This window comes from Streptomyces antarcticus, assembly GCF_026627255.1.
Taxonomy (GTDB): domain Bacteria; phylum Actinomycetota; class Actinomycetes; order Streptomycetales; family Streptomycetaceae; genus Streptomyces; species Streptomyces antarcticus.
In genome coordinates this window covers 65,931-83,121 of the sequence record NZ_JAPNLM010000004.1, presented here as the reverse complement: position 1 = coordinate 83,121, position 17,191 = coordinate 65,931, and the positions used below count along the sequence as shown (strand labels likewise).

The 17,191-nt window shown below is 75.0% G+C and carries 15 protein-coding genes; 6 read left to right on the top strand and 9 right to left on the bottom strand.

Annotated elements, in window-relative coordinates; all coding sequences use genetic code 11:
- Nucleotides 1–25 precede the first annotated feature (25 nt).
- Complete coding sequence (locus OTB16_RS08335) at nucleotides 26–757, bottom strand: SDR family oxidoreductase (protein ID WP_267719323.1); 732 nt, start codon at nucleotides 755–757, stop codon at nucleotides 26–28.
- Nucleotides 758–879: 122 nt separating this feature from the next.
- Here OTB16_RS08335 and OTB16_RS08330 point away from each other — a divergent pair, with 122 nt between their 5' ends.
- The 3 genes from OTB16_RS08330 (at nucleotide 880) to OTB16_RS08320 (ending at nucleotide 3,083) form a co-directional block, all read left to right on the top strand.
- Nucleotides 880–1,194: an ArsR/SmtB family transcription factor gene (locus OTB16_RS08330; RefSeq protein WP_267719322.1), complete on the top strand. Its 315-nt coding sequence runs from the start codon at nucleotides 880–882 to the stop codon at nucleotides 1,192–1,194.
- A 93-nt stretch (nucleotides 1,195–1,287) separates the two neighbouring features.
- A complete protein-coding gene (locus tag OTB16_RS08325; protein WP_267719321.1) occupies nucleotides 1,288–2,355 on the top strand; it encodes a DNA polymerase III subunit beta family protein in 1,068 nt (355 codons plus the stop codon).
- 14 nt (nucleotides 2,356–2,369) lie between these two features.
- Nucleotides 2,370–3,083, top strand: a complete 714-nt coding sequence (locus OTB16_RS08320) for a hypothetical protein (RefSeq protein ID WP_267719320.1) — start codon at nucleotides 2,370–2,372, stop codon at nucleotides 3,081–3,083.
- A 3-nt stretch (nucleotides 3,084–3,086) separates the two neighbouring features.
- On the opposite strand, the gene OTB16_RS08315 is transcribed toward OTB16_RS08320, so the two are convergent.
- On the bottom strand, nucleotides 3,087–3,467 hold the full coding sequence (locus tag OTB16_RS08315; RefSeq protein ID WP_267719319.1) for a hypothetical protein: 381 nt from the start codon (nucleotides 3,465–3,467) through the stop codon (nucleotides 3,087–3,089).
- 195 nt (nucleotides 3,468–3,662) lie between these two features.
- On the opposite strand from OTB16_RS08315, the gene OTB16_RS08310 reads away from it, so the two are divergent.
- Nucleotides 3,663–4,229, top strand: coding sequence for a YdeI/OmpD-associated family protein (locus tag OTB16_RS08310; protein WP_267719318.1), 567 nt, complete (start codon nucleotides 3,663–3,665; stop codon nucleotides 4,227–4,229).
- Nucleotides 4,230–4,380: 151 nt separating this feature from the next.
- Here OTB16_RS08310 and OTB16_RS08305 read toward each other — a convergent pair whose 3' ends face one another.
- Both OTB16_RS08305 and OTB16_RS08300 read right to left on the bottom strand, forming a co-directional pair.
- Nucleotides 4,381–6,477: an ATP-binding protein gene (locus tag OTB16_RS08305; RefSeq protein ID WP_267719317.1), complete on the bottom strand. Its 2,097-nt coding sequence runs from the start codon at nucleotides 6,475–6,477 to the stop codon at nucleotides 4,381–4,383.
- A gap of 35 nt (nucleotides 6,478–6,512) precedes the next feature.
- Nucleotides 6,513–7,223: a FadR/GntR family transcriptional regulator gene (locus OTB16_RS08300; protein WP_267719315.1), complete on the bottom strand. Its 711-nt coding sequence runs from the start codon at nucleotides 7,221–7,223 to the stop codon at nucleotides 6,513–6,515.
- A 142-nt stretch (nucleotides 7,224–7,365) separates the two neighbouring features.
- Here OTB16_RS08300 and OTB16_RS08295 point away from each other — a divergent pair, with 142 nt between their 5' ends.
- A complete protein-coding gene (locus tag OTB16_RS08295; protein ID WP_267719314.1) occupies nucleotides 7,366–7,923 on the top strand; it encodes a gluconokinase in 558 nt (185 codons plus the stop codon).
- Between the two features lie 12 nt (nucleotides 7,924–7,935).
- Entirely contained in the window at nucleotides 7,936–9,333 is a 1,398-nt protein-coding gene (locus tag OTB16_RS08290) for a GntT/GntP/DsdX family permease (RefSeq protein WP_267719313.1), read from the top strand.
- 41 nt (nucleotides 9,334–9,374) lie between these two features.
- On the opposite strand, the gene OTB16_RS08285 is transcribed toward OTB16_RS08290, so the two are convergent.
- The 5 genes from OTB16_RS08285 to OTB16_RS08265 all read right to left on the bottom strand — a co-directional run bounded on the left by OTB16_RS08285 (nucleotide 9,375) and on the right by OTB16_RS08265 (nucleotide 17,059).
- On the bottom strand, nucleotides 9,375–10,493 hold the full coding sequence (locus OTB16_RS08285) for a hypothetical protein (RefSeq protein WP_267719312.1): 1,119 nt from the start codon (nucleotides 10,491–10,493) through the stop codon (nucleotides 9,375–9,377).
- Between the two features lie 67 nt (nucleotides 10,494–10,560).
- Nucleotides 10,561–11,841 carry a cytochrome P450 gene (locus tag OTB16_RS08280; RefSeq protein ID WP_267719311.1) on the bottom strand — a complete coding sequence of 427 codons (1,281 nt, stop codon included), beginning with the start codon at nucleotides 11,839–11,841 and terminating at the stop codon, nucleotides 10,561–10,563.
- 84 nt (nucleotides 11,842–11,925) lie between these two features.
- Entirely contained in the window at nucleotides 11,926–12,441 is a 516-nt protein-coding gene (locus OTB16_RS08275) for a protein-tyrosine phosphatase family protein (RefSeq protein WP_267719310.1), read from the bottom strand.
- An 81-nt stretch (nucleotides 12,442–12,522) separates the two neighbouring features.
- A complete protein-coding gene (locus OTB16_RS08270) occupies nucleotides 12,523–13,347 on the bottom strand; it encodes a serine hydrolase domain-containing protein (RefSeq protein ID WP_267719309.1) in 825 nt (274 codons plus the stop codon).
- Nucleotides 13,348–13,498: 151 nt separating this feature from the next.
- On the bottom strand, nucleotides 13,499–17,059 hold the full coding sequence (locus OTB16_RS08265; protein WP_267719308.1) for a S8 family serine peptidase: 3,561 nt from the start codon (nucleotides 17,057–17,059) through the stop codon (nucleotides 13,499–13,501).
- Between the last annotated feature and the right edge of the window lie 132 nt (nucleotides 17,060–17,191).

The following is a 17,191-nucleotide window of genomic DNA, read 5'->3' as shown; positions in this document are numbered from 1 at the left end:
TGGGTGGTCAACCACGCTCACGCCCTCAGAGGGAGCGGGCGGCGCCGCCGTCGATGCGGACGGACTCGCCGTTGATGTAGGCGGCGTCCTGCGAGACAAGGAAGCGGACGAGCCCGCCGATCTCCCGGACCGTGGCGTAGCGGCCGGCCGGGATCCTGGCGAGGAAGGCGGGGTCCTCGGGCCAGCTGTCGACGAAGCCGGGCATCACGCTGTTCATCCGGATGCCGCGGGCCGCGTACTGGTCGGCGTACAGCTTGGTGAAGGCGGTCAGGGCGGCGCGGAGGCTGGAGTTGACGGGGATCAGGCCCATCGGCTCGAAGGCCGTGTAGGAGGAGAGGTTGACGAAGGCCCCGCCGCCGGCCGCCTCCATGTGCGGGGTCACCAGCCGCGCCATGCGGACCACGCTGAGCAGCAGCATGTCCAGGCCGTCGTGCCAGTCCTCGTCGGTGACCTTGAGGAGTTCGTCGTTGCGGGCGTGCCCGGCGCCGTTGACCACGGAGTCGACGCGTCCGTAACCGGCAAGGGTGGCCTCGACGAGGCGGGCCAGGTCGGCGGGGTCGGTGAGCGAGCCGACGGTGGCCGTGCCGCCGAGCTCCGCGGCGAGGTCCTCGACGCCAGGGTCGATGTCGAGCAGCGAGACGCGGTGGCCGGCGGCGGCCAGCTCGGTGGCGATGCCCCGGCCGATGCCGGAGCCGGCGGCGGTGACGATGGTGACGGGGCTGTCGGTGGGGGTGGGGGCGGGGGCGGGGGTGATCACGACGGTGCCTGCTGCTTCCGTTCGGGGTACTGTACGAGATTTACCGTACAGTCGTATTGAAGGTCGGGCAAACCCGGCGGCCACGGCCCGGCGGGTACGCCGCGCGCCGTACCATCGGAACCATGGCCACGTACCACCCCGTCCGCGAACAGCTCCTCGTCGAGGACGTCCTCGCCGCCCTCGGCAATCCCGTACGCCTCGGCATCGTCCGCGAGCTCGCCTCCTCCCCCGACGGGCGCACCTGCGGCAGCCTGCCCCTGGAGGTCACCAAGGCCACGGCCACCCACCACTGGCGGGTCCTGCGCGAGTCCGGGGTCACCCAGGAGCACAAGGTCGGCCGCTACAAGGCGGTCTCGCTGCGCCGCGAGGACCTCCAGCACCGGTTCCCGGGCCTCCTGGACGCCGTGCTGGCCGCCACCCCGCCGACCGTCGGCTGACCCCGGGGGCGACTTCCGGCCGACGCCGGGGCCGACTGCCCCGCAGGCCTCCGAGTTGACCTTCCAGTGGGATGAAAGTCGACAATCGGCGGCATGGACAACGCCACACCCGATCTGATGAGCATCAGCGCGTTCGCCCGGCGGGTCGGACTCGCTCCGAGCGCCCTGCGCTTCTACGACGACTGCCGCGTGCTGACCCCCGCCCACGTGGACGGCGCCACCGGCTACCGCTCCTACTCCCCCGCCCAGGAGACCCGCGCCCGGCTGCTGCGAGGCCTCCGCGAAGCCGGGCTGGCGCTGGCGGACGTGGCCGCCGTACTGGACGGACCCCCGGACCGGGCCCGGGAGGTGCTGGAGCGGCACCGGGTGGCGGCCCGCGCCCGCGGACGCGCCGCCGACGCGGCGATCACGGCGGTGCTCGCCGGGCTGCCCGGCGGTCCGCGGACCACCGAGTTCACCTTGGGCGGGGCCGAGCTGGCGAGCGCGGCCCGGCAGGTCACCCCGGCCGCCGGACGCGACGCCGCACACCCGGAACTGGGATGCGTACTGGTGGAGTTCGATCAGGACGAGGTCCGCTTCGTGGCCACCGACCGGTACCGGCTCGCACTGCGCACCCTGCGGCCGGCCGCGCTGACCGGGCCGGCGGGCCGCGTGCTCGTCGAAGCCGACGCCCTCCTCGGGCTCGGGGCCTGGGCCGCCCGCATCGCCGAGGTGACCCTGGCCGTTGGACCGGCCGGCGTCACACTGGCTGTACGCCACCCGGGCGGCTCGCGCGAGGTGGCCGGCGCGGCCGGGGAGTACCCCGCCTACCGGGACGTGCTCGCCGCGCTGCCCGCGCCCCGGCACCGCGTGCTCGTGGACCGGGCCGCTCTGCTCGGTGCGCTGGAGGCCTGCGGCGACGCTCCGGCCGTCGCCGTCGAACTGGGCAGGGACCGGCTGCTCGTGGCGGACCACGAGCTGCCCGCCCTGCGCGCGGAGGCCGAGCCCGTACGCCTCGGCTTCGACCCCGCGGTGCTCGCGCCGGCCCTGGAGGCGAGCGTCGGCCCGGACGTGCTGCTGGAGGTCGCCGGGCCCGCGCTGCCCGTCCTGGTGCGCTCCGCGGACCAGGGCAGCTTCACCGCGCTCGTGATGCCCGTCGCCCTGCCCGCCCGCCGAGCCTGAAGGAGACCACCCCCGTGAACACGGATCAGCAGACCGTCAGGCTGTGCGCCCAAGGCATGGCCGCCGAGGCCGAGGGACGCGACGACGACGCCCGGGACCTGTTCCGGGAAGCCTGGGACAGCGCCGGCGACGACTACGAGGCCTGTGTCGCCGCGCACTACCTCGCACGGCAGCAGCCGACGCCCGAAGCCGCGCTCCACTGGAACCGGACCTGCCTGGAACTGGCCGACCGGGTGGGGGACGCGCGCGTCGCGGGCTTCCGCCCCTCCCTGCACGGCACGATCGGCCGGGCCCTGCTCGACCTCGGCCGGCCGGCCGAGGCCCGGTACCACTTCGAGGCGGCCGCCGACGCGCTGGGCACCCTGCCGGCCGGCCCGTACGCCGACTGGCTGCGGCTGTGCGTCGCCCGCGGCCTGCGCACCACAGGCGCCGCCACCGACGGCACCGACACCGCCACCACCACCGGCGCCGCGGACGGGGGCGGGTACGAACACGGGTACGCGGACGGGCCGCTCCGCCCGCTGCTGGCCCTGCTGTGCGAGCGGGCCGACCTGGAGGCCCTGAGCCTGCTCCTGCCCCCGTACACGGGCAACCTCCACCGCCCCGAGGACGAGGAACGGCTCACCACCGCGCTGCGCATGCTCCACGCCGAGCGGCGCCTCCCGGAGGCCGAACAGGCGCTGCTCGGCGAGGCCATCGGGCTCCGGGCGGCGGCCGGCGCCGCGTAGGCGTCAGGCCTGCGCGGCGACAGCGGGGACGGCAGTGGGGGCCGGGACGGCGGCGGGTGCCGCGTCGAGCTCCCAGGCGTGGCGCTTGAACTCCCGCCGGAAGTCGGCGTGGTCCTCCCACTGGCGGGCGACCCCGCGCAGGACGTCCCAGTGGAGCTCCACGGTCTGGTCGATGACGCGGCGCACCGCCGGCTCGGCCGCCCCGCGCGTCTCGAGGAGGCCCTTCGTCACCGAGGCCTCCAGCACGGCGTTGCGCAACGCGCGCAGCGCGCGGGAGGTGTCGTCCATCCCGAAGCCGTTCTCGCTGCCCGTGTCCGCCGCGAACAGCGGGGTGAGCCGCGCTTCGATGAACGCGGTGATCCGCTCGAAGTGCTGCACGTCCATCAGGGGGCTCCGCTCCTGCCGGTCCACCACGGGCCCCGGCATCTTGATCGTCAGCTGTACGGCGTCATTATGCGGGCCCGGGCCACGGTCCGGCGCTCGTCGACCGCTCGGCAGGCCTGGTGACGGCGCCGCTCGGCAGGCTGTTCCCCGGACGGCCCCGGTCCGCGCACGGACCGGGGCGTTAGTCTGCACCGCATGGACGAGCTCGACGGAGTGGAGATCATCGCCTTCGCCGACGTCGCGGCGTTCGACGCGTGGCTGGCCGGACACCACACCCGCCACGAGGGGGTGTGGGTCAAGGTGGCCAAGAAGGGGTCCGGCATCGCGTCGGTGACCTCCGACGAGCTGGTCGACGCCGGGCTCTGCCACGGCTGGATCTCAGGACAGCGGCGCTCCCTCGACGACCGGCACTACCTGCAGAAGTACGTGCCGCGCCGGCCCAGGAGCCTGTGGTCGCAGGTGAACGTCGACAAGGTCGCCGCGCTGACGGCGGCCGGGCGGATGCGCGAAGCGGGGCTGGCCGAGGTCCGCAAGGCGCAGCAGGACGGCCGCTGGGCCGCGGCCTACGCGTCGCAGCAGACGGCGACGCCACCGCCCGACCTCGCGGCGGCGCTCGACGCCCGCCCGGAGGCGAGGAAGGCCTTCGACGCCCTCGACCGGACCGGGCAGTACCAGCTGATCCTGCCGCTGCTGCAAGCGCTCACTCCCAGGGCGCGGCAGGCCCGCCTCGACAAGGCGGTGGCCTCGCTCACGCACGGCTGAGCCTCTCGTACGTGTCCCTGGCCCTGTCCCCGGTCCCCGCCCCTGACGCGGGCGACCGGTTTCGCTTACGTACGCACGGGCTGACGATTGCCCTCTCCGTGTGCGCCGCGGCTGGAGTCGAACGGGGGGTGCGGCGGCGGCTGACCGGCTCTCACCCGGCGTCGTACGGCGGACCGCCGGCCCGCTGGGCGTGGCCGTGGCGGACCCCCTCGCGGAAGGCTTCCTCGTACGCCTGGTCGCCGAGCGCGCCGCGGGCCGTGCGCTCCAGCTCGGCGCGGACCGGCTCCAGTTCCGGGGTCCCGCGCTGGGGGTGGCCGACCGCCTGCCAGTAGGCGTGCCCGGTGCCGTACGCGCGGACCGCTCCCTCCTCGTCGCCGTCGGCGGCGCGCGCGGCCGCGAGCAGGTCGAGGCCGAGGGCGGTGCCGAAGCTGTCGTCCAGTTCGCGCTTGCTCTCCAGCATGGCGCGGGCGTGCCCGGCGGACTCGGCGGGGCGGCTCTCGAACAGGCAGATCAGGGCCAGTTGGTAGTCGGCGTAGGCCCGGGTCCAGTGCTCGCCGCGCTCCGCGCAGCCGGACCGCAGCAGCTCGGCCTCCGCGCGGGCGTCGTCGAAGAGACCCATGCCGGTCAGGGCGAACACCCGGACGAGGTGGCAGCGGACGCGCGGCCCGGACGCGAACGGCGAGGCGGGGAAGGCCTCCAGGACGTTGTCGGCCACGATCCGCGCGGCGAGCGGCCGTCCGGCCAGCAGGTGGCTCAGCCCCAGCAGGTACGCGGCGTCCAGGGCCGGCCGCAGGTCGTCCGCGGAGCCGCTGCCCGGGCCGCCCTCCGCGGCCAGGGCCTCGCAGCCCACCGCGAGCCGGTGCGCCTGGTCGTGCTCGCCCCGCAGCAGCAGGGTGACGCCGAGGGCCCACAGGGCGCGGCCGCGGCCGGCCCGGTCCACCTCCTCCGGCCGGGTGGCCGCCAGCGCCCGCTCCAGGTAGCGCCGGGCGGTGTGCAGGTGGCCGCAGCAGGCCCAGAAGAATCCGACCCGGCCGGCCAGCTCCAGGGCCCGGGCGGGGGCGGTGCTCTGGTAGTGGTCGAGGGCGGCGCACAGGTCCCCGTGCACCGCGGCGACGCGCCGGTAGGCCTCGCGCTGCCCCGGCCCGAGCCAGTCCCGTTCGGCGGTGCGCACGAGGTGCAGGAAGTAGGCCGCGTGCCGGTCCCGCAGCGCGTCGGCCTCGCCCAGCCCGGCCAGCCACATGGCCCCGTACTCCCGGATCGTGTCCAGCATCCGGTACGTCCCGTCCCCGGCGGAGCGTACGACGGACTTGGCGGCGAGGGCGGCCAGCAGCGGCGGGACGTCCGCCCCGGTGAGCGGCGGGGCGGCGCAGACGGCGCGTGCGGCGGCCTCGTCGAAGACGCCGCCGAAGACGGACAGCCGCAGCCACAGCAGCCGTTCGCGCGGTTCGCACCACTCGTGGCTCCACCCGATCGCGGTCCGCAGGGCGCGGTGGCGGAGCGGCTGGACGGGGCGGGTGGTGGACAGCGGCCCGATCCGGCGGGCGAGGCGGTCGGCGAGTTCCTCGACGGTGTGGTCCGCCAGTTGCGCGGCGGCGAGTTCCAGCGCGAGGGGGACCCCTTCGAGACGGGCGCAGATGGTCCGCGCGGCGACGAGCGACCCGTCCGACCACGGAGGCCGCCGTCTCGGCGGGGCGTCGGCGGCCCGCGCGGTGAACAGCGCCAATGCCTCGCCGCCGCCCGGGGGGTGCGGCAGCGGCCCGAGCTCGGTCACCCGTTCCTCCGCGAACCCGAGCCGCTGGCGGCTGGTCAGGAGCAGGGCGAGGTGCGGGGCGGCGTCGAGCAGGTCCCGTACGAGCACGCGTACGGCGGGCACCAGATGCTCGCAGCAGTCCAGTACGAGGAGCAGCCGGCGCTCGCCGATCCACTCGCGGACGGCTTCGGCGAGGGTGCGGGGAGTGTGGTCGGCGAGGTCGAGCGCGTCGGCGACGGTGTCGACGAGCAGCCGGTCGTCGGGCAGCGGCGAGAGGTCGGCCCAGTGGATCCCGTCGGGGAACGGCCCGTCGGGGCCGGTGAGTCCTGGCGCGCCCTCCAACAGCTGCCGCACCAGGCGGGTCTTGCCGACGCCGCCCGGTCCGGTCAGGGTGGTGAGCCGGCCGTCACTCAAGGCCGTTCGCAGCGCGGCCAGTTCACCGCCCCGCCCCACGAAGGTGGCGGCTCCGCCGTCGTTCGCCCCGTCCAGTCCCAGCACGGGTCCAGTGTGGCCTACGGGGCGGGGCCCGCGCGCTACGGAGCAAGGACGTCCAGCTCTTCCAGGGCGCCCACCGCGATCTGCCGGGTCAGTGCCTCGGCGCGGGCCGCGTCGCCCTCCCGGACGGCTTCCGCGACCTGGACGTGCAGGGTGACGGCGGCCGGATCGGGGTCGTGGAACATCACCTCGTGCCGGGTGCGGCCGGTCAGGACCGCGGCGACGACGTCGCCGAGCCGGGCGAACATCTCGTTGCCGGAGGCGTTCAGCACGATGCGGTGGAAGGCGATGTCGTGGCGGAGGTAGCCGTCGAGCTGGTGTCCGCGCGAGGTGCGGACCATGCCGAGGGCCGCCTCGGTGAGCTCGGCGCACTGCTCGGGGGTCGCCAGGGTCGCGGCGAGCCCGGCGGCGACCGGCTCGACCGCGGAGCGGAGCACGGTGAGGGAGCGCAGCTGGCGGGGTCGGTCGGTGCCGGCCAGCCGCCAGACGATCACGCGGGGGTCGTACACGTTCCACTCGTCCGTGGGACGCACCGTGACGCCGACCCGGCGGCGGGACTCGACCAGCCGCATCGACTCCAGGACCCGGACGACCTCACGGACGACGGTGCGCGAGGCGTCGAACCGCTCGGCGATCTCGTCGGTCCGCAGGACGCTGCCCGGCCGGTGGTCCCCCGCGGTGATGGCGAGGCCGAGGGTGTCCAGCACACGGGAGTGGAGCCCCTGCCCAGGGCTGCCGTCGGTCGTCATGGGCGTAAGCGTAGGTGACGCCGCAGCGAACGGCGGCGAACAAAAGATGCGACGTTTTCGGTCCACCACTTGAATACGTCGTACTTAATAGGCTTCAGTGGTGCCACACGAACCGATGTCGACGAGGACAGCGAGGTACGGCGTGAGCACCCAGCGCGTCATTGTGGTGATGGGCGTGGCCGGTACGGGCAAGACGACCGTGGGCCGGCTGATCGCCGAGGCACTCGCCCTCCCGTACGCGGAGGGCGACGCGTTCCACCCGGCGGCCAACGTCGCCAAGATGTCGGACGGCATCCCCCTGGAGGACGCGGACCGGTGGCCGTGGCTGGACGCCATCGGCGACTGGATCCGCGGCCGGGCCGGACGCGGCGGCGGGGTGGTCGCGGCCTCCTCGCTCAAGCGCGCCTACCGCGACCGGCTGCGCACGTCGGGCCCCGGGACGGTCTTCGTCCACCTCACCGGGGACCGGCCGCTGATCGAGGAGCGGATGGCCGCCCGCAGGGGCCACTTCATGCCGCCCGCCCTGCTGGACTCGCAGTTCGCCACCCTGGAGCCGCTCCAGCCGGACGAGGCGGGCGTCGTCGTCGACGTGTCCGGCTCGCCCGAGGACATCACCGCACGGGCGCTGGCCGCCCTGCGCCGGCTCGGCACGCCCGAGAACCCCAGCACGCCCGAGAACCCCAGCACACCCGAGAACTAAGGAATCGTCACAGTGACCGGTCTCAGCGTCGAGACACTGGCAGCGGCGGGCGGCGAACCGATCACCTCGGCCGGGAACGCCCAGCTCGGTATCGCCGTACTCGCCGGCATCGCCGTCATCGTCCTGCTCATCACCCGCCTCAAGATGCACGCCTTCCTGGCCCTGACGCTGGGCTCGCTGGCCCTCGGGGTCTTCGCGGGCGCACCCCTGGCCAAGACCATCGCGAGTTTCACCGCGGGGCTGGGAGCCACGGTCGCCGGTGTCGGCGTACTGATCGCGCTCGGCGCGATCCTCGGCAAGCTGCTGGCGGACTCCGGCGGAGCGGACGAGATCGTGGACACGATCCTCGCCCGGGCCAAGGGCCGGGCCATGCCGTGGGCGATGGTGCTGATCGCCTCGGTCATCGGGCTGCCGCTCTTCTTCGAGGTCGGCATCGTGCTGCTGATCCCGGTGGTGCTGCTCGTGGCCAAGCGCGGCAACTACTCCCTCATGCGGATCGGCATCCCCGCGCTGGCCGGCCTGTCGGTGATGCACGGGCTGATACCGCCCCATCCCGGGCCGCTCGTCGCCATCGACGCGCTCGACGCGAACCTGGGCGTCACCCTCGCGCTGGGCGTGGTCGTGGCGATCCCCACCGTGATCATCGCCGGTCCACTGTTCTCCCGGTACGCGGCCCGGTGGGTCGACATCCCGGCGCCGGAACACATGATCCCGCAGCGCCCCTCGGAGGAGCTGGAGCACCGGCCCCGGTTCGGCGCCACCGTGTTCACAGTGCTGTTGCCGGTGGCCCTGATGCTGGTCAAGGCGCTGGTCGACATCATCGTGGACGACCCCGCCGACCCGGTCCAGCGGGTCACCGACGTCGCGGGCTCCCCCCTGATCGCCCTCCTCACGGCGGTGCTGGTGGGCATGTTCACCCTGGGCCGCGCCGCCGGCTTCACCCGGGCGAGGATCTCGACGACGGTGGAGAAGTCCCTGGCCCCGATCGCGGGCATCCTGCTGATCGTGGGGGCGGGCGGCGGCTTCAAGCAGACCCTGATCGACGTCGGTGTCGGGCAGATGATCCTCGACCTGTCGGAGAGCTGGTCCATCCCGGCCCTGCTGCTGGCCTGGCTGATCGCGGTGGCCATCCGCCTCGCGACCGGTTCGGCGACGGTGGCCACGATCTCGGCGGCCGGCCTGGTCGCCCCGCTCGCCGCGGGGATGTCGACCACCGAGACCGCGCTCCTGGTCCTCGCCATCGGATCGGGTTCGCTGTTCTTCAGCCACGTCAACGACGCGGGCTTCTGGATGGTGAAGGAGTACTTCGGGATGACGGTCGGACAGACCCTGAAGACCTGGTCGGTGATGGAGACCATCATCTCGGTGGTCGGGCTGGGCTTCGTCATGCTCCTGTCGCTCGTCCTGTGACCCCCGGGGCGCGGCCGCCGAAGCGGCCGCGCCCGAAGACGTCAGCGCGGCGTCGTCAGCGCGGCGTCGTCAGCGCGGCGCGCGGTCCGCGTCGAGCTGGGCGGCGGCGAGGGCGAGGCCGTTCGCCGCGGTGGTGCACCGGTCGGCGAAGGTGGTGACCTCGTCGCGCAGCGCCTCGGACCGCAGCCCCGGCCACACCGCCACGGCCGGGGTGACGGTGCCGTGCAGCCGCCGGGCGTGCGTACGCAGCGCGTCGGCGTGGGCCCGCAGGCCGGCGGCGGGCCCGGCCCGGTGGGGCTCCGGCCCCGGCGGCCCCTTCGGCGGGCGGGCGGCGGGGGGCTTCGGCTCCCCCGCGTCCGGGCCGCGCGGCGCGGCGGGGCGGGACGGTATGCGGGACGGCCCGCGGCGGCCTGGCCGCCGACCTCGCCACCGACCGGGCCGCCGGCCGGGCCACGGCCGGAGCACGTGCCCGCGCCCCCGCCCGCGCCCTCCTCCTCGTGGCCCCCGCTTCGGTCGCGGTCGCACAAGGCCCGGAAGGCGGCGCCGAGTCCGAGGAGCGGGTCGGCGGTCACGGCCCGGCCGGTGGCCACCTGCCAGCCCGCGTGGTCGTTGAAGGGATTCGCGTCGGTCAGCGCGTTCCAGGCGAGGACGTCGGCGAAGGCGGGGCCGAGCAGCGCGTAGGCGTATCCCGCTCCCCGGTCGCGCACGATGGCCCGGAAGAGGCGGACGGCCTCGGCCTGCCGGCCCGCGTCGGCCGCGGTGAGGACCGCCGCGGCGGCCGGGTCGAGGAGCAGTTCGGGGCGGCCCGCGCTCGCGGCGCCGATACGGACCCGCAGACCGCAGACGGCGACGCTGACCGCGAGGTTCTCCCGGCCCGCCAGCAGCCCGGCGAGCCGGCCGGCGCCGGCGACGCCCCGGCCCCGCGGGGCCCAGCCGAGGCCGCCCGGGTCGGTGAGGGTGCGCATCAGGGTGCGCCAGGCCAGTCGGCGGCGGCCGCCCCGGGCCAGTGCGGCCGAGGGCAGCCGGGCGCCGAGGGCCAGCCCGGAGGCGTGGCGGGCGGCCTCGCCCACCGCGTCGGCGGTCTCGGCGAGTTCGCGGCACAGCGTGTCGAGCAGGACGACGTCCGGGGCGGTGGACGCGGAGGTCGCGGCGTCGGGCATGGGGTCCTCTGTCGTTCGGCAGGGGGTACGGGGCGGATCGGGGCGGGGCCGGGCCGGTGGCGTTCCGTCAGCGGCGGCCCAGGGTGAGCCGGATTCCGTGCGGATCGAGCGTCTCCGGGAGGGGGCCGACGGGATCCAGGACCGGTCTGGTGGTCTCGATCCGGTGGCTGCGCAGCACTTCGGCGCAGAGCGCGGCGGTCACCAGCAGACCAAGCTGGTCGCCGGGGCAGCGGCCGGCGCCGTGGCCGAAGGGGGCCATCCGGATGTCCTGGTCGGCTCCCCGGCCCTTCCACCGGCCCGGTACGAAGGCGTGGGCGGCCGGTACGTGCTCCGGGTCGCGCTGGTGGAAGGCGGCGGGCAGCAGTACGGCGGTGCCCGCCGGGTGGCGCACGCCGTGCCAGTCGGTTTCGGTGCGGGTGACGCGGATCAGGTCGGGGACCACCGGGTAGAGCCGCAGGGATTCGCGGACGCAGGCCCGCAGCCACGGCAGTTCACCGGGAGCCGCGGCGGCGGTGGCTTCCGCGGCGGCCCGGCGCTGCTCGGCGGGGTGCGCGCCGAGCAGCAGCAGGGTGCGCAGCAGCGTCTCCGGGAGGGTGTCCAGGGCGGCGAGCCACTGGTGTGCCCGGCCCGGGGCTCCGGGGTGGCCGGCGGCCCGGCCGAGGAGGGTGTCGCGGCCGGCCCGGCGGGCGTACTCCCGGATGCGTTCGTCGGCCTTCCCGTACAGGGAGCGGGCGGTGGCGCGGGACCTGCCGGTGCGCGGGCCGGGCTCAGCCCCGGGTCCGGGGCTGCCGCCTCCGGCGCGCAGCTGCCTCAGCCAGCCGGTGAGCCGCTCGTCCTGCGCGGCCGCGTGGCCCAGTACGATCCGGCGCGCGACCCGGTCCACGGTGTGCCGGACACGGGTGAGTTCGAGGGTGCCGGAGGCCGTCAGCTGCCGGGCCTCCTCGGCGAGGAGGGTGAGGATCGGCTCGTAGGAGGGGTGTACGGGGAGCCCGGGGACCAGGGCCTGCGTGTCGGTCCGGCGCGGTTCCGGGCGGGGTGCGCCGTGTCCGCAGCCGGCGCCGGCGGGCTCGGCGGCGTACGGGCTGCGGCACTTCTCGGGGGGCTCGGCCGCGAGGACACTCGCGGGCTCGGCGTAGAAGCGGCCGAGGTCCCGGGGGTCGAGGAGGACGAGGACCGCCCGGCCGCTCCGGGTGCGCAGCAGGAGCGGCGCGTACCCGTGGCGCGCGCGCAGCGCGTGCAGGGCGTCGGCCGAGGCGTGGACCGCGTCGGTGCGGCGGGGGCGGGTGCCGACGAGGCCGCGGACGAGGGCGCCGAGGCCGCCGAGGGCGGCCTCCTGGACCGTGCGCATGCGTGTACCTCCGCGGCCGGAAAGGGACGGTCGGTGACGTCGGGATCACCGTACGTCGACCGGGGAGGCTGCGCGCCCCGAGCGCTACGGGGGCGGATCCAGCCCGGCGAGCAGGGCGGCGATGTCCAGGCCGTCGGCCAGGTAGGCGGTGAAGATCTCGTTGTGCAGGGCGTGCGGGGACCTCCTGCTCCGGACGAGCGCGACGGCCCGGTCGGGCGGCAGACCGCGGTCCACCAGGCACTGGGCGACGACGAGGCCGGACCGGTTGTAGCCCGAGCGGCAGCGGACGAGCGTGGTGAGACCCAGGTCGAGGGCGAGGGAGACCGCGCCGGCGAGGTGCTGGACGGCGCGCAGCTGCGCGGTGGTGAGCGGCGCGTCCGGCAGCTCCGTGACCACGTGTTCGGCACGCGGACCGGGGCCGTGTCCGGAACGGGTGAAGAGGCTGACGACGAGGTCGAACTCGTCGGTCACGACGGCGGGACGGCGCTCGCCGGAGGGGCCGGTCCAGAAGTGGCCGCCCATCCAGAGCCCCGGGGTGATCTCGTCCCACGGGGTGGCCGGGTCGGGGATCCCGTGGTCCTGCTGACGGGTCTTGCTCATGGGACGGGACCTCCCGGGCGCGATGGCGCAAGCGTATCCCGCCCGGCCTACGCCCCTTCAGCCGCACCGGGCCCGGCCCCCTCAGCCGGCCGGGGCCCGGGTGAACGCGGCCTCGCGGAAGGCGGTGCGGACCGGGGTGTGGGCGGAGGCCGGGAGGAGGACCGCCCAGCGGCGGAGGCGGGGCGCGACCCAGAGGGCGGGGGCGTCGGCCGCCGGGGCGTGGTGGGCCCAGACCCCGTGGGGCGCCGGGTGCCAGAGGAGGCCGCGGGCGGGGGTGAGTTCGCCGGTGCGGATGCGGAGGGACTCGGCGGTCCAGGCGGGGCTGACGCCCGGGCCGTCCGGGGCCAGGAGGTGGCACGGGAAGCGGACGAGGTCGGTGAGCGGGGCCCGGAGGGTGCCGTCGGCGAAGCGGGTGCGGGTCATGCCTAGGGGCTGCCAGACGCGGGTGGCGGCGAGTTCGGCGAGGGAGGTGCCGGCGAGGCTCTCGGCGAGCCGGGTGAGGGCGGCGGTTCCCTCGGGGTGGGTCAGCAGGTGGTGCGCGGTGGTCCCGGGGGCGGACGTCGTGTCCCCGTACGCGGTCAGGGGGGTGTGCAGTTGGAGCGCGCCCTCGGCGACGAGGCTGCCGAGGGCCGGCCACAGGGCCAGGACCGTGGCGAGCCCGCCGACGTCGAGGTCCCCCGGCGCTGCCCCGGCGCCGCTACCGTCGCCCGGCGCACGCACGGTGGCCGTGATGTCCTGGCCGCCCCGGTCGTCCGGGGAGACAGCGGTGTCCGCGGAGCCGCCGAGGCCGCGGCCGGCGGACGCCGCGTGGACTCCCTCGGGTCCGCCGACGGCCCAGACCGCCCCGGGGTCGGCGGACTCCACGAGTGCGCGGATGTCCTCGGCCTGGTCGCTCAGGAGCGTCATGGTCGGTCACGCTAGCGAACCGGCCCGGGCCCGCCCGTCGCGTCACGCCGGAGCCCCGGCGCCGCCACCCGAATGCCGGGCCGGGCGCGGGGGGCGTACGGGAGGGGGCGGGGTGCCGTCCGGCGCCCCGCCCCCCGTCGGACCCGTGCGGCTAGCTCTTGTCGGGGCGGTCCGTCACCCGCAGCGAGTTCAGCAGGGGCTTGCCGAACCCGCCGTGCGTGACGAAGCGGATGTTGAGGACCCCGTCGGTGACCGTGACCGTGTACGTGCGGGTCAGGGCCGTGTAGGTGCCCGCCTCCAGCGAGATGTCGAGGGAGGGCAGGACCTGCGTACCCTCGGCCAGGACGTCGAAGACGCGCTTGTTCGGCTTGGTGGAGGAGAGCTCCGCGAAGCCCAGCTCGACCGTGTAGGTGCCGTTCGGGACGTTGTCGAAGCGGTACTCGTACATGCCCTCACGGGCGTTGCGGTACAGCTTCTGGTCGGCCGTGCCGGCGATGGTGCGGCCGGTGGCCTGGACGGAGGCGTTGCCCTGGTAGCCGTAGGAGCCGGCGGTGTACTTGCGGTCCGGGGACCAGGGGTCGCCCAGGGCGTCCGTGCCCGCGTAGTCGGAGCCCGCGTCCAGGGCGACCTGGTAGCGCGGGACGATGACCTTGACCGGGACGGTGAGGACCGGGCTGCGGCCACTCACCGAGGTGATCCGCACGTCGGCGGTCAGGACCGTGCCCGGGGCGAGGCCGGCGGTGTCGACGGCGAGCGTGACCGGCGCCTTGCCGCCGGTCGGGAGGTTCCCGGTGGCGGGGGTTGCCGTCAGCCAGGCCGCGTCCTCGGCCACGCTGAACGCCGTGCCGAGGCCGGGGTTGGTCAGGTCGAGGGTCCGGGTGCGCTTGCGGTCGGCCGGCAGGACGACCTCCACGGCCGGCTGGGACGCGGTCACCCGGCCCGTGCGCAGGGACCGCGTCACGGCCGTGACGTCGGCGGCCTTGACGTCGACCGCCGCGGTGACTGCCTCGTACTGGGGTGCGGAGACGGAGACGGAGGTCGGGCCCGAGGGGCTCTGGACCACGTACCCGCCGTCCGCCGCCGTGGTCGCCGACACCGCCGAGCCGCCCGCGGCGACGCTCACCGTGGCGCCCGCGATCCCGTTGCCGTCGTTGGCGTCGAGGACGCGGCCGGCCACCACGCCGCTCTTGGTGGTGCGGAAGGCGATGGAGAGGCCGTCCGTGATGACGGCGGTGTTGAAGGAGTACTTGAACGCGTCGGTCCCGGTGGCGTTCTCCACACCGACGGTGGCCGTGGAGCCGCCCTTGATGCCGGTGCCGCCGGTGCCCTTGTAGGCGTACGTGACGGTGCCGTCCTCGCCGATCGCGGCCGAGAAGGAGAACTTGTCGGCCTGCGCCGACCAGTGGGACACCTCGCGCCACTCGATCACGTAGCTGCGGTGCGGGGCGGTGCCGGTGACCGCGGTGAAGACGCCGGAGCCGCTGCCGGCCGCGCCGACGACCAGGTCGTCCCAGAACGGGTAGAGGGCGGCGTTGGGCGTGGCCGTGCTCGGGATGTCCCCGTTGATGTCACCGGTGTTGTTGCCGCCGAAGCTGACGGTGCCGTTGGTGCCGATCCAGGCCTGCCCGTACGTCTTTCCGTACAGCGGGAGCGGGAACGGCAGGTCGACGCGCTCGGTGGTGTTGTCGCCGGTCAGGGCGAGCTGGCGGCTGCCCGGGGTGTACGGGCGCTCGCCCGAGGCGGCGCAGGCGTAGCCGTAGCCGTCGGTGCGTTCGGGCAGGCTGACCGCGACGGTCGTGTCGCCCGCGACGGTCACCTGCGCCGAGCCGCCGGTCACGCACCGCGAGGTGTGGGTGGCGTTCACGGTGTACGTGCCGTGCGGGAGGGTGACCTCGAAGCGGCCCTGCGCGTCGGTCGTCGCCGTCACCGGGGTGTCGGCGAGGGTGACGGTGGCGCCCGCGGCGGGGCCGGCGGCGGAGGAGACCGTGCCGGTGAGCTTGCCGGAGGCGGCCTGGGTGAGGGTGAAGTCACCGGTGGCGGTGGCGTTCTCGGTCACCGTGGCGGTGGCGCTCTGCTGTCCGTAGCCGAACTTGGAGGCCGTCAGGGCGTAGTCGCCGACCGAGAGGGAGGCGAAGGCGTAGCTGCCGTCGGCGCCGGTGGTCGTCGTACGGTCGATCGGGCCGTCGGCGGTGACCTTCACGCCCGCGACGGGCTCGCCGCCGGAGCGGACGGTGCCGCCGAGCGCGCCGATCGCGCCGCGCGGGGCGGCGTTCACGGCGGCGAGGGCGTCGAGCTTGCCCTCGCCGAAGACGTTGTTGTCGGCGGCCGTGCCGCCGCACTGGCCGTTGTCGGTGTCCTGGGCGGTGCCGTCGAGGAGCGACTCGGTCTGCGCGATGTCCCCTTCGAGGGCGGGCGCGGCGGACCAGAGCAGGGCCACGGCGGCCGCGGTGTGCGGCGAGGCCATGGAGGTGCCGGAGAAGGCCTCGTACCCGCCGCCGGGGACGGAGGAGCGGACGTTCACGCCGGGGGCGGCGATGTCCGGCTTGATGATGCCGCCGGGGCCCGCGCCGCGCGAGGAGAACGAGGCGATGGTGTTGTTGATGTCGAAGGCGCCGGAGCTGTAGGAGCTCGCGTAGTCACCGGGCGAGCCGCTGGTGGAGCAGCCGGGGCCGGCGTTGCCGTTGCTGAAGGCCGGGAAGATTCCGGCGGCACGCCAGGCGTCGACGATCTGCTGGTACCAGTCGTCGTGCGCCGAGCTGCCCCACGAGTTGTTCACGATGTGCGGGGCCAGGTCGGGCCGGGGGTTCTGGCCGTTGAGGTCGGTCGGGGCGACGATCCACTGGCCGGAGGCCAGCAGGGAGGCCTCGGAGCACGAGTTGGTCTCGCAGCCCTTGGCGGCGATCCACTTGGCTCCCGGGGCCACGCCGATCTTGTTGGCGCCGCCGTCGTCGCCGACCATGGTGCCCATGGTGTGGGTGCCGTGGTCGTTGTTGTCGCAGGGGGCGGCGGTGGAGCAGACGCCGGCCGGGTCGAACCAGTTGTAGTCGTGGCCGTAGGTCCCGTCCGCGCTCTTGCCGCGGTACTGGTTGTTGACCGCCGGGTGGGTGTAGTCCACGCCGCTGTCGATGTTGGCGACGACGATGCCCTCGCCGCGCACGCCGGCCTGGTCCCACACCTGGGGGGCCTTGATCCGGTCGATGTTCCACTCGACGGCGTTGGCCGCCGCCTTCTCCCGCTCGCCGTCGGCGGGCTTCGGGAGGGCGACCTTGTCGTCGGCGTCGATCCGGGCGACCTCGGGACGCTGGGCGAGCGTACCGGCGAGCTTCTCGCTGCCGACCACGCGGATGGCGTTGACGATCCAGTACGAGGTGTACTCGGCCTTGGCGCCGTCGAGGGCCTTGAGGACGTCGGCCTGGCTGCGGGCCGCGTGGGCCTTCTTGCTCCGCAGCACGGTCTCGGCCTTGGCGGCGCGGGTCTGCTGTTTACCCGCGGCGGTCAGGTCGGCGGCGCTGTCCAGGTAGACCCAGAAGACGGCTTTGGCGGACTCGTCGAGCTGGGCTCGGAGCTTCGGCTCGATCTTGCGTTCGGCCGCGCTCGGGGTGGGGCCGGGCTCCGGAGCGGCCGCGGCGGCGCCCGCGCCGACGGGTAAGAGCAGGACCGCGGTGAGTGCGGCGAGTGCCGCGCGCAAGGGTCGTCTGGCGAGTTGTGCCACGTGTTGTCTCCTCGTACGCCATGTGCGGGATGTGCGGGAAAGATGTGCGTGTGACGTGCGCGGGTCATGGTGATCGAGGTGCCATGCTCATTACAAGAGGCCCAAATGAGCCGTCCTGGTCGCCGCCGGGGG